Origin of the sequence: Pontibacillus sp. HN14 (assembly GCF_021129245.1) — a bacterium.
Lineage (GTDB): Bacteria > Bacillota > Bacilli > Bacillales > BH030062 > Pontibacillus.
Window position 1 is genome coordinate 351,197 of record NZ_JAJOLR010000002.1, and the last position, 14,071, is coordinate 365,267.

The 14,071-nt window shown below is 43.7% G+C and carries 15 protein-coding genes; 7 read left to right on the top strand and 8 right to left on the bottom strand.

Annotated features, from left to right (window positions below; translation table 11 throughout):
- Positions 1 to 35: 35 nt before the first annotated feature.
- From LQ226_RS10855 to LQ226_RS10870, 4 genes are all read left to right on the top strand, one after another.
- On the top strand, positions 36 to 758 hold the full coding sequence (locus LQ226_RS10855) for a DUF981 family protein (RefSeq protein ID WP_231417917.1): 723 nt from the start codon (positions 36 to 38) through the stop codon (positions 756 to 758).
- Between the two features lie 192 nt (positions 759 to 950).
- A complete protein-coding gene (locus tag LQ226_RS10860) occupies positions 951 to 2,366 on the top strand; it encodes a peptide MFS transporter (protein WP_231417918.1) in 1,416 nt (471 codons plus the stop codon).
- A 127-nt stretch (positions 2,367 to 2,493) separates the two neighbouring features.
- The gene (locus LQ226_RS10865; protein ID WP_231417981.1) at positions 2,494 to 2,814 is read left to right on the top strand and encodes a DUF2628 domain-containing protein; all 321 of its coding nucleotides are present in this window, start codon (positions 2,494 to 2,496) and stop codon (positions 2,812 to 2,814) included.
- A 47-nt stretch (positions 2,815 to 2,861) separates the two neighbouring features.
- On the top strand, positions 2,862 to 3,137 hold the full coding sequence (locus LQ226_RS10870; protein WP_231417919.1) for a hypothetical protein: 276 nt from the start codon (positions 2,862 to 2,864) through the stop codon (positions 3,135 to 3,137).
- Between the two features lie 63 nt (positions 3,138 to 3,200).
- Here LQ226_RS10870 and LQ226_RS10875 read toward each other — a convergent pair whose 3' ends face one another.
- The 3 genes from LQ226_RS10875 to LQ226_RS10885 all read right to left on the bottom strand — a co-directional run bounded on the left by LQ226_RS10875 (position 3,201) and on the right by LQ226_RS10885 (position 7,687).
- Positions 3,201 to 3,992 carry an Ig-like domain-containing domain gene (locus LQ226_RS10875; RefSeq protein WP_231417920.1) on the bottom strand — a complete coding sequence of 264 codons (792 nt, stop codon included), beginning with the start codon at positions 3,990 to 3,992 and terminating at the stop codon, positions 3,201 to 3,203.
- Positions 3,993 to 4,058: 66 nt separating this feature from the next.
- Positions 4,059 to 5,522, bottom strand: coding sequence for an Ig-like domain-containing domain (locus LQ226_RS10880; RefSeq protein ID WP_231417921.1), 1,464 nt, complete (start codon positions 5,520 to 5,522; stop codon positions 4,059 to 4,061).
- Between the two features lie 170 nt (positions 5,523 to 5,692).
- Positions 5,693 to 7,687: a S9 family peptidase gene (locus LQ226_RS10885; protein WP_231417922.1), complete on the bottom strand. Its 1,995-nt coding sequence runs from the start codon at positions 7,685 to 7,687 to the stop codon at positions 5,693 to 5,695.
- A gap of 162 nt (positions 7,688 to 7,849) precedes the next feature.
- Here LQ226_RS10885 and LQ226_RS10890 point away from each other — a divergent pair, with 162 nt between their 5' ends.
- The 3 genes from LQ226_RS10890 to LQ226_RS10900 all read left to right on the top strand — a co-directional run bounded on the left by LQ226_RS10890 (position 7,850) and on the right by LQ226_RS10900 (position 9,666).
- Positions 7,850 to 8,152, top strand: coding sequence for a hypothetical protein (locus LQ226_RS10890; protein WP_231417923.1), 303 nt, complete (start codon positions 7,850 to 7,852; stop codon positions 8,150 to 8,152).
- An 82-nt stretch (positions 8,153 to 8,234) separates the two neighbouring features.
- A complete protein-coding gene (locus LQ226_RS10895) occupies positions 8,235 to 9,206 on the top strand; it encodes a nuclease-related domain-containing protein (RefSeq protein WP_231417924.1) in 972 nt (323 codons plus the stop codon).
- Complete coding sequence (locus LQ226_RS10900; protein ID WP_231417925.1) at positions 9,139 to 9,666, top strand: hypothetical protein; 528 nt, start codon at positions 9,139 to 9,141, stop codon at positions 9,664 to 9,666. Before LQ226_RS10895 ends, LQ226_RS10900 begins: the two co-directional genes overlap by 68 nt.
- On the opposite strand, the gene LQ226_RS10905 is transcribed toward LQ226_RS10900, so the two are convergent.
- The 5 genes from LQ226_RS10905 to galU form a co-directional block, all read right to left on the bottom strand.
- Positions 9,663 to 9,995 (bottom strand): EamA family transporter, encoded by a 333-nt coding sequence (locus LQ226_RS10905; protein ID WP_231417926.1) that lies wholly within the window; start codon positions 9,993 to 9,995, stop codon positions 9,663 to 9,665. The two genes, LQ226_RS10900 and LQ226_RS10905, sit on opposite strands and share 4 nt — an antisense overlap.
- A complete protein-coding gene (locus tag LQ226_RS10910) occupies positions 9,982 to 10,329 on the bottom strand; it encodes an EamA family transporter (protein WP_231417927.1) in 348 nt (115 codons plus the stop codon). The genes LQ226_RS10905 and LQ226_RS10910 overlap by 14 nt, the downstream gene beginning before the upstream one ends.
- Positions 10,322 to 12,058, bottom strand: coding sequence for a DUF6020 family protein (locus tag LQ226_RS10915; RefSeq protein WP_231417928.1), 1,737 nt, complete (start codon positions 12,056 to 12,058; stop codon positions 10,322 to 10,324). Before LQ226_RS10915 ends, LQ226_RS10910 begins: the two co-directional genes overlap by 8 nt.
- Positions 12,045 to 12,995 (bottom strand): glycosyltransferase family 2 protein, encoded by a 951-nt coding sequence (locus LQ226_RS10920; RefSeq protein WP_231417929.1) that lies wholly within the window; start codon positions 12,993 to 12,995, stop codon positions 12,045 to 12,047. The genes LQ226_RS10915 and LQ226_RS10920 overlap by 14 nt, the downstream gene beginning before the upstream one ends.
- Before the next feature lie 183 nt (positions 12,996 to 13,178).
- Positions 13,179 to 14,060: a UTP--glucose-1-phosphate uridylyltransferase GalU gene (gene galU / locus LQ226_RS10925; RefSeq protein ID WP_231417930.1), complete on the bottom strand. Its 882-nt coding sequence runs from the start codon at positions 14,058 to 14,060 to the stop codon at positions 13,179 to 13,181.
- Positions 14,061 to 14,071: the final 11 nt, after the last annotated feature.

Genomic DNA, 14,071 nt, shown 5'->3' on the forward strand with positions numbered 1-14,071 from the left:
GTAGTTCGAATGATCTACTAGCGAGGAGGGAGTCCATGACGATTAATTGGGCATCGACACAGGTGTACAATACGATCATGTGTATCGCAACGGGAGTCGGAATTTTGCTGATCTTGAAGTTGTTGACGAGTCTTCGGAGAGGGAAAGTACGTGAGCTTGAGGGATGGTCAATGGGATTTGGGGTGCTTGGGTTTATTTTGACGTTAACGGGTGCTCATATGACATTAACCTGGCCTCTGGCTGAAATTGGCTTCCCTTTTGACGATATTATCTTCGGGGAACCGAGTCTTGCGTTTGGGGTATTGTTGTTAGGTGTTGCTGTTTTGTTATGGCGAAAGTCAAGCCAGTATCGCATGGAAGGGTTAGATTTGAAGGATCCCCGGGTTATTTCAGAGCGTCTTCTCTCTGATATGCCTCATTTATTTAAGCCGATGTCTTACTTTGGTGCGGCTATGGGCTACGCGTTAATTGCGATCGGGATTGCGGGTGTGACCTATCAGTTATTTGCGGCACCGCCACAAGAGCCGATCTCTGGTGCATTTGCGGAATATCCAATGGTAGAAGCAACCTTTATCTCAGCCCTCTATGCGATTACAGGCCTCGGAGCGGCAATGTTCCCATTTTTAATGAAAGAGAAGCGGAATCATAGTTTGGATCGAGCGATGTTTCTGTTATGGCGAATAGCTGGGATTATTTTTATCGGATTTGGGGTTATGAACTACTTCACACATATTGGGTTGATTGTAAATACGATGTAATAGGCTGGAATACTCCACAAGACGCAATTTGTATGTTGCAAGGTCTTGTGGAGTTTTTTGTGGTTATATTTTCTAAAATTCCTAATCATTCTAAAATAAAGACTTTTCCCTTTGTCCTTTATTTCTGTCAATTTTACTTTATAATTGTTTAATATTCTAACAACTGACAAAGTTCGACATGGAGGGAATATTGTGCAAACCACCTTAGACAACCCACCGAAACAAGGAAAAGGGAAACACCCACCTGGATTATTCCTACTCTTTATTACAGAGATGTGGGAACGTTACAGTTATTATGGAATACGTTCATTTCTAGTTTTATACTTAACTGCTGAATTGATTAGCGGAGGCCTGGGTATGAGTGATAGCCAGGCACTCCTTTTATACGGAAATTATATTGGTTTGGTTTATTTAAGCCCGATGATTGGCGGGTGGATTACGGATAAGCTGATGAGTCTTAGAACCGGGGTTACGCTTGGAGGCATCATTATGGCTCTTGGTGACTTCTCTTTATTCTTAGTACAAGAGAAGTGGGGACTGTACCTGGGACTGGGCTTACTCATTATTGGGAACGGGTTCTTCAAGCCGAACATTTCCACCTTGCTAGGGGAATTGTATGAGAAGAACGATAAGCGAAAAGATTCGGCGTTTACAATCTTTTATATGGGAATTAACCTTGGAGGTTTCTTCGCGCCTATTGTTGCTGGCTTGTTGTATGAAGATTTCTTCTATTCTACCGTTAATGGAGTAGAGCATTTTGGTTTTAAATTCGCTTTCTTAGCGTCTTCTATTGGTATGATTATTGGCCAGGTTCTATTTAACGCTCTTGCGAAGAAGTACCTTGGCGATGTGGGAACGAAGAAATACAAAATCCAAACCACTACAAGCGGGGAAGGAGATAAGAAAAAGCCTTTAACAAAGGTGGAAAAGCATCGTACGATCGTTATCTTCATTTTAGCGGTGTTTGTAGTGATGTTCTGGGTTGGATTTGAGCAAGCAGGGGCATCCTTTACCCTTTATACACGTGACTTTATTGATCGAACCTTGTTTGGTTACGAAGTCCCGGTCGCTTGGTTCCAATCTCTGAACCCATTGTTTATCCTGCTGCTTGCGCCAGTTGTGTCCGCATTTTGGCTTAAAATGGCGAAGACGAAGCGAGGAGACTTTAGTGTGCCGACCAAGATGGCCTTCGGACTCATGCTTCTTGGGCTCGGATTTATGGTTCTTGTGCCAGCTGTGATGATGACAGGTAGCGATGAGGCAGATATCACCATGAAAGCAAGTGCTGCCTTTATGGTTGTAACGTATCTTCTTAATACGCTAGGAGAGCTTTGTTTATCTCCGATCGGTCTATCAATGGTAACGAAAATGTCTCCTGCCAAGTTCGCTTCTGCCCTGATGGGTGTATGGTTCTTGAGTAACGCAGCTGCTAACAAACTAGCTGGTGTTGTGGCTTCATGGACAACCAAATCTGGTTACTTAGAGATCTATGCCTACCTTGGTATTTTTGCGATTGGCCTTGGAATTCTTCTCCTCATTCTGACCAAACCAATCCAGAGGCTTATGCATATGGATGAATTGGAAAGAGAACAAGGAGAAGCCGCATAATTGGTTGAAACCAGAACCTGCTGAAACGGTGGGGTCTGGTTTTTTTATAGAGTCATATAGGAGAGCGAGCCTCCATATAATAAGGGGTATTTATTTTCCTATATAGGAGGCGGTAGGCGTGCATGTCATGTTAAAAAATGAAGCCGGTGTGGTGAAAGAAGTCAAAGTGGGGTTCAGCTGGACAACGTTCTTCTTTGGATTCATTCCGGCTTTAATTCGTGGGGACCTGAAATGGGCGGTAATCATGTTTGTTCTCGCTGCCGTGGCAGGTGCGTTTACATTTGGTTTAGGGGCATGGATCCCAGGGATAATTTTCTCCTTTGTGTATAACAAAATCTTTATAAAAGAACTGTTAGAAAAAGGCTACCGTGCCGCAACGGAAGAAGATGCACAGAAGTTGCAAAGTCAAGGGATTGTCAACGTCGGAACGAATTCTGTAGGGGCATAATCCCTTCTTGATCAAACGTTTGATCAAGAAAATAGGAGGCGAGATCATTGAGATCTCGTCCTTTTTTAATGGGATTTTATGGTACGATTAATCTTAATAAGAAAGGGGGATGGTTTTGTTTGAAGAAAATAGCTCTTACTGGATGTGCGCTACTCCTCACTCTTACAGCGTGTAATCAAAAAGTGACGTATACCTATTGGACTGATAAAACAGATAATCAGCTTGAACGCCTCGAGGAAGCGGATATCGATTTTGAAATCAGGGGAGATGAGATCTGGGTGGATGAAGAGGAAATGGATCAGGTGGTTGCTTGTTGTTCGTAAGGTTCTAGCCATGGGACATCATGAAAAGGCCCAGCACCTAATCAGTTAGATGCTGGGCTTTGCTTATTCCATAATAAATAAGTATTGAATGGTAGAAGATCGTTCGGAAGTTTGGAAGACTGCGACTAATAGATGATTGGATGGGAGGAGGTAAGTGAGTGTATAGTGTCCTCCTAAATCAAACGTGTTCTCCCCATCTGCAGCCCCTAATAATTCCTCCAGGTCCGTTGCATGGATTTTCTCTTCCTCTACATTCAAAGAAGCGCCTATAACCTTATTATTTTGAAGGGTGTAGGAATAATCTTCTTCTATTTCTGACGAGTAAGAAAGAATTGTTCTTTCACCAGCATCGCGAGACGTGTAGTCCGTTCCTTCTTTTTCGATGACGTCTTCTTTGGATGTTCCAAGGCCGGCCTTCATTCCTTTAAGTGTTTTGTTTTCTAGCTGGGTTTTGAAGGTGTTGTTTATGTAAGGAGTAGCTTTCTTAGTAGTAAAATTCATTGTGTGAGATTGGGTAGACGCTACACCTGATGTTGATGTGATTCCTTCGTTTATTTGGATCGTGTAGGTAGACTCTGGTTTGTAGTTGCCTTGAGGCGCATCGATTGTAATTGTTTTCCCCTCTATCACAATGTTGTTGTCTAGCCGTGAACCATCTGGTCCGGTTACATAGACTTTCGAATGATTCGTACTATTTGATTCGACACGTGTGTTGAATTGAATGGTCCACGTTTTGTCTATGGCTACATGGTTTGCTTCTTCCCATTTTTTCTCTTCAGCTTTTGATGAGGTAGGGAGGAGCGTTATCACCATTAAGATACTTACTAATAGAGAGATTTTAATAAGAGTGCGCATGTCTTTGCTCCTATCTTAACTGATCTAAATAGCGGTACAGCCTTGTGACTATACCGCTATTTGATCTTAATATTTTTGGACTAAATTCATTTCCGCTACAGAACCGTCACGAGTTTCTTTATCAAGGTAGATAAAGAATTTGTAGTCATGTTGTGGCCCGTTAAAATCATATCTCAAAAAGTACACATGATCTAATTGCGAGTATCCTTCAGATGATGGTTCTCCTAGAGCGTTCGTTACATCGTCGGCCCCATAGTTTTGGTTTTCAAAAGCTTTAATCAAGACGCGGATGTTGTCTCTCTCCAAGTCATGACCATACCCAAAGCCTAAGTTGTCATAGAATAATAGACTTGTCCCTTTGTATCCTACTTCATCATTAGCTGTGGAACCGAAAAGGTCGCGTGGCTCCTGGATGGAATCGCCGATCTCAAATGGCATTCCTTTCACTTTTCCTGTACGAATTTTTTCGGCAAATTCATCGTCAAAATAAGTAGCCGAATCGGGCTGACTCCTATAATAGACATCTTGGTCATTGGCCAGGTTATTTTTCCACTTTAAGATCGTCTGTGGCAGCTGACCCTCAAAATCTTCGTCTGTTGTATAGTAGAGAAGGCCAAACTGGCTGTCAGCATTGCTAGAGTCCACACTCCCTAACGTCGCGGCATAGATCTCTCCATTGTCTCCATTTACAACGATTCCGGTCATTGTATTAGCAAGACCGCGAACGAAGCCGCTGTAAGCTTTTCCTCCAAAATCATCTTCTATATTTAACTCTGAAGTCATTTGGAAGCTCTCCGTGAAAAGATTGTAATGGTCACCGACAAGGGACTGGAAAGTGTTATTCTCTGATTCTGAAAAGAGACCAAGTTCGACAAATCGAGGTGTTTTATCGGATGTGTCTTTAGCCGTGTAGTCACCTGAGAACATGACCCCCATGCCTCCGTACATTGAACATTCATTGGATTGATTTACGGTGATCTTATCCTCTGATGGTTTAAAGGTTAAGGTACATCCTTGATCGTCTGAAAATGTCGCTTTATCTCCCTGGATGGTTGCGCTTCTCTTAATCGTACCAGCGTTAGCTCCTGATACCGCATTTAAATAAAAGTCAAACGACTGGTCGGTTACGTTTTGAATTTTTAGGATCGCACCGTTGTATTGAAGGTCTCTTGTCCAACTTCCAGGCTCAAATTGGCTGTTTTCTGTAGTGAATTCCATCGTTATGGCTTTCTCTGTTGGAACGCCTGAGGTAGAAGTAAGTCCTTCTGTGATATGTAATGTGTAAGTGGTAGCTGGTGCGTATTGATTGTCTGGGGCGGAGACGTTGACTTTCTTGCCCTCAATCACAATTTCATTTTCTAATAGATTTCCTTCTCCATCTGTTACATAAACGGCATTCTTATTTTCGTGAGTGTCTTGGATAGAGGTGTTAAATGTAATTGTCCAAGTCTTTCCTAAATCGACATCGTCCTTGTGTGCCCAATCACTTTCTGCTGCTGATACATTCGTCGGCAGTTGAAATAAAAGCATAAGAATCGTTGCAAGGATTCCGGTACCTACTATTTTTCGAATAAGTCATACCCCTTTCGTTCCTAATTCTATTACTATCAGTTTATCCTTAACTGTAAAAACATTCAATAATTGGTAGTCCCACAAAGGGAAAAGCCATCCTTTTGGAGGAAGGATGGCTTTTGGTAAAATTACTTATACTCTTTGAACCAATTAGTTATTTGATTCAGACGCTCGACTCTCAGATTCGGTAAGCCTGTGCGAGACAGGTTATGATCCGATTCTGGGAAGCGTACAAAACGGGTGGTTTTGTTTTGATTTTTCAAAGCGACAAATAGCTGCTCTCCTTGTTCGATCGGGCAACGGTAGTCGTTTTCGCTATGAATAATTAAAAGGGGCGTTTCAATCTGATCGACGTACTTAATCGGTGAATGGTTCCATAGCTTCTCAGGATCTTCTGTGAAATGGTTGCCAATCTCCCATTTTGTAAAGAAGTGACCGATATCACTTACACCGTAAAAGCTATGCCAGTTTGAAATAGAGCGCTGGGTAACGGCTGCTTTGAAGCGGTTGGTCTTGCCAACGATCCAGTTCGTCATAAACCCACCATAACTTCCACCTGTAACGAAAAGCTGATCTTCATCAAGGAATGAGAAATTCTGAAGCGCTGCATCCACTCCCGCCATCACGTCTTCATAGTCGCCACCACCATAGTCTCCGCGACACGCATCGACAAATGTTTGACCATACCCTTGGCTCCCGCGAGGGTTTGTATAAAGGACGGCATATCCAAGTGATGCCAATAATTGAAATTCATGCATAAAGGAATTTCCGTACATCATATGAGGCCCGCCATGGATCTCAAGGACAAGTGGATACGTCTTCGTCGGGTCAAAATGGACAGGCTTAATGAGCCATCCTTCAACTTCTAGTCCGTCTTTACTCTGGTAGGTGAACTGTTCCGGAGCGACAATTTCGTGCTGCTCCTCAAATGAAGCGTTGCTATGAGTGAGTTGTGTTTCCTGTTTGTCTTCTAAGGAAACCGCAAATAAGTCTCCGATATGAGTCGGATCACTGATCCCGAAGACCGCTTCATTTGTAGCTCGATGATAGGAGAAGCCGTAAATATGACGATCTCCGCCAATCACCTGAGTCACCTCACCAGCTAGAGTAGCGTGGTAAATTCCCGTATTGCCGTGTTCACTCGCCTGGAAATAGACGCCTTTCCCATCTTCAGTCCATACCGCGCCTGGAGTTGGATTACCCCAGTGCAGGTCGCTAATTAAAACATCACTACACTCCAGGTCAACGGATTCTGTAAGACAGGTTGTCGTATTCTGGTTAAGATCAGTCACCCATACTTTCGTTAGCGTCGCACCATCGTATTCATAATGGTGACCGAAGTAAGAGAGCGACTTCCCATCTGGTGAGAAGACTGGCTTACCGAACCCGCCGCTTTTTTCATTTAGGCGGTAAGGCTGCTGCCCAAGCTTCTGAATGTAAAGGTCTGAGAGCATATAGCTTCCCGGCTGATCATCTTGAGGACGCACGTAAGCGATTGTCGAACCATCTGGTGACCAGCTTGGATCAGAGTGGTCATAAGGGCCAGAAGTCAGCTGTTCGATTCTTTCTGTTTGCAGATCATAAAGAGCGATATGGGAACGCTTCTGATCAAGAAGGCCTTTGCCATCGGCTTTATAGTGAAGCTGGTCCACAATATAAGGCTTCAATTCTTCGTCCTTGTCCTCTTCTTCTTTAGCATGAAGGTCTTCACCCTCTTCAAGCGACGTCTGGAAAAGAAGCTTGTCCTCGCTCGGGTGCCAGACCGGATTGGCCGCCCCGGTTTTCAACTTCGTCGCCTGGTACGCCTCACCGCCACCTGCTGGCATGACGTAAAGCTGATTCTTACCAGAACGATTCGAAATAAACGCAATCGCTTCCCCATCAGCTGACCATCTCGGAGAATGATTACGAGACTCCCCATGAGTCCACTGATTGATTTCTTTCGTTTCCCGGTCGTACACAAATAAATGAGAATCATATTTCTTCTTATCATTAATACTTGTCGTCACATAAGCAATCTTATTCCCGTCCGGCGAGATTTGCGGATCTCCGACAAATTGTAAGTCATATAGTGTTTCTGAATGAATGATTTCTTGTTTCAACGTCTGAGTTGAACTGGTCATGCTTGAACACTTCCTTTTGTGTGATATGTATATGGTCAAGTATGAATATTCTGTTAATTATTTGCAAGGGATTGGTTTTGGGGGATGTACATGTGTTAAGGGCTCGCTTTGGGATTGGGGTCTAGGGAAAGAGGGGCGGGCACGGCGAGAAAGGGAGCTGGGATGTCTAGAATGAAGTTGAGCACGGCGAGAAAGAGAGAACGAATGTCTAGAAAGAAGAGGGTCATGGCGAGAAAGAAGGAGCGGATGTCTAGAAAGAAGAGGAGCATGGCGAGAAAGAGAGCACGGATGTCTAGAAAGAAGAGGGTCATGGCGAGAAAGAAGGAGCGGATGTCTAGAAAGAAGCTGAGCACGGCGAGAAAGAGAGGAGGGGTGTCTAGAAAGGTGCCGAGCACGACGAGAAAGGATGGGTTGACGTCTAGAAAAATCCAAGACAAAAAAGATAAAGGTCTTTCTAGAAAATGATTTGATTATTTTGCAGGATATCTCTGTAACTGAAAAGAAAACAAAGAAGGATTAAAATAAAAAAGAGGTGAAATCAGTGAATATGAAAGAAAGAAAACTTCCTCCTGTTCTACTACAAGAGGAAGCATTATTGCGCCGTTTGCCAGACCGTCATGGTAAACGAAGTATTTTAGAAGGTTCATTAAGTAAAAGATGGGCTGGTTATAGAGGAGAACAGGCACTTGATTATGAACTTAAAACGCTCCCTTTTAGAAAATACTTCATCTTCCATGATCTTCGATTACGTGTATTTGGAAGTTCCTTTCAAATAGATACCCTCGTATTAACTCCGCAAGTTGCTTTCCTCATAGAAGTTAAAAATATTGCAGGAACCCTTTCTCTTAATGGAGATGGTGGGCAGTTTACTCGATTAGTAAATGGAAGAGAAGAGCGTTTGCCTAGTCCGCTGGCACAGGTTAAGGCTCAACAATCTAAATTTGAAAACTGGCTTCATTTTCACAAAATTTATTCCTACCCTATAGTTCCAATAGTAGCTATTTCAAATGCAACCTCTCGCTTGGATATTAGAAATACCTCTGTAAGAGTTACTCACCTGGAGGAAACCCTCGAACAAATTAAAGCGCTACACACTGAATATGAGAATCGCAGGTCTTACGACTTAACCACTCTTTCTCGACTACTGAATCAAGAACATACCCCTTTTCACTCTAATATTACCTCCGCTTACTCCATCGCTCACGAGGAAATTCTTAAAGGGATTCAATGTCCTCAATGCCAACAATATTCAATGATGAGAATTAATAGGTTATGGGAATGCCCATTCTGCCAAAAACGTTCTTCCACCGCGCATCGACAAGCTATCGTTGACTATTTTTTATTATTCAACTCTGCTTTAACAAATCGAAAATGCTGCGAACAGCTACTATTACCTTATCCCGAGTCACAGCAATTAGTATCAAAATTGTTAAAGAGAATGAGGTTATCTTATGAGGGGTCGACAAAGGGACGAAAATATCATCGACCAGATGATATGGAAAAGTGGATTCGAGGCTAAGAACGATAGATTTTTCCTTGTTGACTCTACTAACATCGAGAAAACGCTCCCGTATGTCGAGAAAGCTCATTCCGACGTCGAGAAAAAGCCCCCGCACGTCGAGAAAGCCCACTGCGACGTCGAGAAAACGCTCCCGCACGCCGAGAAATCCTGCTCCGACGTCGAGAAAACGCTCCCGTACGTCGAGAAAGCTCATTCCGACGTCGAGAAAACGCTCCCGTACGTCGAGAAAGCTCATTCCGACGTCGAGAAAACGCTCCCGTACGTCGAGAAAGCTCATTCCGACGTCGAGAAAACGCTCCCGTACGTCGAGAAAAAGCTCCCGCACATCGAGAAAGCCTACTCCGACGTCGAGAAAACGCTCCCGCACATCGAGAAATCCCCCGCCGACGTCGAGAAAAAGCTCCCGCACGTCGAGAACCCCCGCTCCGACGTCCAGAAGCCCTCGACTGCGCATTAAACCACCAACAACACCGATCCCCCTGAAATAAGCAAAATCCCAATCCCCTTCTTAACCGTAATCGTTTCATTTAAAAACATACTAGACAGAATCATCGTCCAAATATAAGTGACAGAAGTGATCGGATAAACCACAGTATAAGGCAGAAGGGTAAGTAGGTAGATGTTCAAAATAGCGCCTGCTAAGTAAAAGGCGCCCCCGGTACCGAGCTTCAATATAAAGGGCTTATTGATTCCAAATGGATGATCGCTCGCTTTCTTGAAGAAGAAGCCACCGAGGGATCCGAAGAATGTCATAAATAAGATGAGTAACAGTTTAATGATCGCCACCCCCAATGAGTACAACCCCGCCAATAATAAGGATTACCCCGAGAATGTGAACGGGCTCAATTGTTTCACCTACGAGAAAGACACCCAGGAAAAGAGCGAACACATAGCCTAAGCTCAGTAGGGGATGAAGTACGGACAGGCTTCCAAAGCGAAAGGAAACAATCATGAGTACCGCGCCAAGGAAGTAAAAGAGGAACCCTCCTATGAGCGACGCGTTGATCCCTGCGCCTGACAGTTTCCAGAACATTTGTCCTAGAGATGTCAGGAAGGCGGCAAGGGTCATTAAAAGGATACCTGTTAGGTTTTCTTGTATGGATTGTTTGAATCTATTCATGTATTTCAGTTTTCTCCTCTCGCGGAATCCACACCATGACCATTAGAAAAAGAGCTAGTGGTACGTTTGAGAACAAGTAACGAAAATCTTGAGCCGGGAGTGTGGCAGCAACTGAGCCGACGCTTAAAAGAACGGGGAGGGCGATAAGCCAGACGGTTCCGCGCCTTCCGTACTTGATAAAGGCGGTATAGGTCAGGAATAGAATGGCGAGAAAGTAACTCGCAGGCCTCCAGATGGTGGTGAGAAAATAGGTTTCGCTATTGTCCAAGTACTCTTTCATTTCCGTTTTAAGGTCTGGTGCAATGGTTTTGTTCACTAGTCCGTAATCGTTGTTCTTATAAATGTAAGTAACGAAGTTTGATGTGTAGCCAGGAGGTTCCGGTTCGTGCATTTGCCATACGATTGAAGCTTCGCGTAAGTAGGCTTCAATCGCTAAGCCCGGATTCCTGATCACCATACCTGCCCACATACTTAAGAACTTTCCTATGTCATCCCCAATCACTGTATCGTTGAAATAACCAGAGAATTTAATAGGATCTACTTTGTAAGGATGATAGAATTTTTCCCAATCCTCAAGTGGCATAATGCTTGCTACGTAATCTTCTTGCTCTGCTGTCAGGTCTCCGTTGATGACTATATTTGCTATCTGCTGAGTTGGGATTCCGACGGCTTCTTTTGTTTCTGTTGAACGGACATCTAAGCTTGAGAAGATCGGTCCAGTTACTATCAGGTAGATCCCTACGACTGCCAGGAAATTAAGAAGAAGCGGCTTCCATTCTTTTCGGAAGACGATCAGAAGCACGACTCCCATGAACAGAAAGACAGGAAAACCGTTATGACGGAAGAACGCAACGGCCAGGGAAGTTAAGAATAAGAGAAAAAGATTCCGTTTTCGGTGTAACCAGGTTCCTTTTGAGAAGACGATTTTGAACATTAATATAGAGAAAAGGAACAGCACTGTGCTGTAGAGCACGTCTTTCCATAAGCTAATCGAATAAATGCCGAGTACCGGCCAGGCGGCTACGATAATGGTGAACAGAGTAAGCCCGATATACGAGACGCCCCGTTTTTCGATGGCTTTCATCCCTGAACCCCACACGACGGATAAGACCGCAATTTGAAAGAGGGACATGACACCAGGTGAATCCCAGATTTGAACAAGGACGGTCATGACCCAAGTATGTACGAGGGGGTGCCAATTGCTCCATTCGAAAGAGTGAGCTTGTCCCCATTGGGATAAAGAGTCAGGGGTCATGGTGGCAGGGAAGAAAGCGATAAAGTACAACATCCAAGCCGCAAAAGGAATTCCGATATAGAAGAGTAAGCTAAACCGGGACGTTCTTCCTTTTGGATCGATTCCTGCTATATATTCCATCAGGGATAATGTTAGGAAGACGTATGTTCCGTAAGCCAGAAGATAGATGACGCCCACCATTATGTTTGTTTCAATATGAGATTGATCAGCAGCGGAGCTAGCCATAAGAATCATCGGAAACAATAATACAAATGGTAACGTCCACTTCCTGTTCGCTTTTTGCAACGTGATGGGAAAACGTTTTGTACGCCCGAGCTTTTGATAGAAAAGAAGGGTCAAAAGAATAAATAGAAAGAATCCGATTTTGAATGTAAGAGAGTATAAGGGCTCGTAGAAGGAAATGAGGGCTACAGTCGCAATTCCGCTCGCTGCTGCAGCGCCGGTCCATTTCAACAGAGCATTAGTCTTGCTCATGTTTGGTCCTCCTTATTCGGTCATAAAGGTGGTTCAGTTCGAGTTCGTATTGTTTTCTGTAAGTAGCTGTCATGACATCTAGTATGAGACCACAGGCAAATGTGAGGACTCCGAGAATCATCAATCCTGTGGCAAGGATGGCTGAGGGGACCTTTGATACAAAACCGGTATTGATAAATTCAGTAATAACAGGAATCCCGACGGCTAAGCCTAAAAGAACAGCTAGAAGTGACCATAGAGAAAAAAAGATGAAAGGCTTGTACTCTTTAAATAACGTAAAGATCATGCGCAAAACTTTTATCCCGTCAGAGAAGGTGTTCAGCTTAGATTCGCTTCCTTCAGGGCGGTCGCGGTAATCAATCGGTACTTCTTTAATTAAGAATTTCTTATCTAAGGAATGAATGCTCATTTCTGTTTCAATCGCAAATCCAGAACTCATGACGGGCATGGATTTCACGAATAATTGATCGAAGGCACGGTAACCTGTCATGATATCTGTGATATTGCTTTTATATAAGCGATTAATTAATCCTTTAACAAGTTGGTTCCCAAACCCGTGGAACTGCCTTTTATTCTCGCTATAATATGTACCATTACTAAGGCGGTCCCCGATCGTCATGTTGGCTTCTTTGTCTCGGATAGGTTGAATAAGATCGTGTACATATTCAGGTGGGTAGGTGTCGTCTCCGTCTGACATTACGTAGATGTCAGCTTCGATCTCCCGGAACATAGAACGGACGACGTTCCCTTTTCCTTGCCTCCATTCTTTACGAACGATTGCGCCGTGAGAGGAGGCAACTTCTGATGTCCGGTCTGAGGAATTGTTATCGTACACATAGATGGACGCGTGGGGAAGTTCTTTTTTGAAATCATCAATCACTTTTCCGATGGTTTGTTCTTCATTATAGCAGGGGAGAAGGACGGCAATTCTCTCCATAGCATCACCTCTTATCTGTTTTTTGGTCGAAAAAGAAGTATGAAATCTACTGTTATTAATGAATGTTACCCAAAGAACGGATGAATCATGCCTGAGGGAGGCGGGAGTTTTTAAATCCTTCATTTGGGGGAGGCAGTTATAATAATATCCCCGGAGGTTCCGGGGATAGTGTGAAAGACTTATTTAAGATTTTACACTTCTGTTATGAATAAGTTCTTCCATAAATGTTAATAGTTCGGGTTGAAGCTCTTCCCGTTCTAGGGCAAGTTCAATGGTCGTCTTAATAAAGCCTAATTTCTCACCGACATCATAGCGGCGACCTTCAAATTCATAAGCAAAGACGCGGTGAATTTGATTGAGGTTTTGAATCGCATCGGTTAGCTGAATTTCGTTTCCAGCGCCAAGTTCTTGCTTTTCTAAAAAGCGCATAATCTCAGGTGTCAGAATGTAACGACCCATAATGGCCAGGTTCGATGGAGCTTCTCCAGGAGAAGGTTTCTCTACAAACTGGCGCACGTGATGAAGGTTATGAGGATTCTGTCCATCTGGATCAATAATGCCGTATCGGTGCGTTTCGTCATCTGGTACGGATTGCACACCGACAATGGAGGAACGAGTTTGTTCATATTGATCGATCATCTGCTTTAAGCATGGTGTTTCGGAGCGAACAATATCATCCCCGAGCAGCACAGCAAATGGTTCATCTCCAATAAACTTACGTGCGCACCAAATGGCATGTCCGAGTCCTTTTGGTTCTTTTTGTCGAATGTAGTGAATTTCTACTTTAGAGGATTGCTTCACTTCTTCTAAGAGGTCAAGTTTGCCTTTGTTCATCAGGTTATCTTCAAGCTCCACAGCGTGATCGAAGTGGTCCTCAATCGCTCGTTTTCCTTTACCGGTTACAATAATAATGTCTTCAATCCCTGACGCAATCGCTTCTTCAACTATGTACTGGATCGTTGGTTTATCTACAATCGGAAGCATTTCTTTTGGCATCGCCTTGGTGGCTGGCAGGAAACGGGTTCCTAGTCCGGCCGCTGGTATGATGGCTTTCTTTATAGTCATATGTACTCACT

Coding starts and splice junctions, on each gene's coding strand:
- LQ226_RS10855 (WP_231417917.1), top strand. CDS start 36: ATGACGATTAATTGGGCATCGACACAGGTGTACAATACGATCATGTGT.
- LQ226_RS10865 (WP_231417981.1), top strand. CDS start 2,494: ATGTTAAAAAATGAAGCCGGTGTGGTGAAAGAAGTCAAAGTGGGGTTC.
- LQ226_RS10875 (WP_231417920.1), bottom strand. CDS start 3,992: ATGCGCACTCTTATTAAAATCTCTCTATTAGTAAGTATCTTAATGGTG.
- LQ226_RS10880 (WP_231417921.1), bottom strand. CDS start 5,522: ATGCTTTTATTTCAACTGCCGACGAATGTATCAGCAGCAGAAAGTGAT.
- LQ226_RS10885 (WP_231417922.1), bottom strand. CDS start 7,687: ATGACCAGTTCAACTCAGACGTTGAAACAAGAAATCATTCATTCAGAA.
- LQ226_RS10890 (WP_231417923.1), top strand. CDS start 7,850: ATGTCTAGAATGAAGTTGAGCACGGCGAGAAAGAGAGAACGAATGTCT.
- LQ226_RS10895 (WP_231417924.1), top strand. CDS start 8,235: ATGAAAGAAAGAAAACTTCCTCCTGTTCTACTACAAGAGGAAGCATTA.
- LQ226_RS10900 (WP_231417925.1), top strand. CDS start 9,139: ATGAGGGGTCGACAAAGGGACGAAAATATCATCGACCAGATGATATGG.
- LQ226_RS10910 (WP_231417927.1), bottom strand. CDS start 10,329: ATGAATAGATTCAAACAATCCATACAAGAAAACCTAACAGGTATCCTT.
- LQ226_RS10915 (WP_231417928.1), bottom strand. CDS start 12,058: ATGAGCAAGACTAATGCTCTGTTGAAATGGACCGGCGCTGCAGCAGCG.
- LQ226_RS10920 (WP_231417929.1), bottom strand. CDS start 12,995: ATGGAGAGAATTGCCGTCCTTCTCCCCTGCTATAATGAAGAACAAACC.
- galU (WP_231417930.1), bottom strand. CDS start 14,060: ATGACTATAAAGAAAGCCATCATACCAGCGGCCGGACTAGGAACCCGT.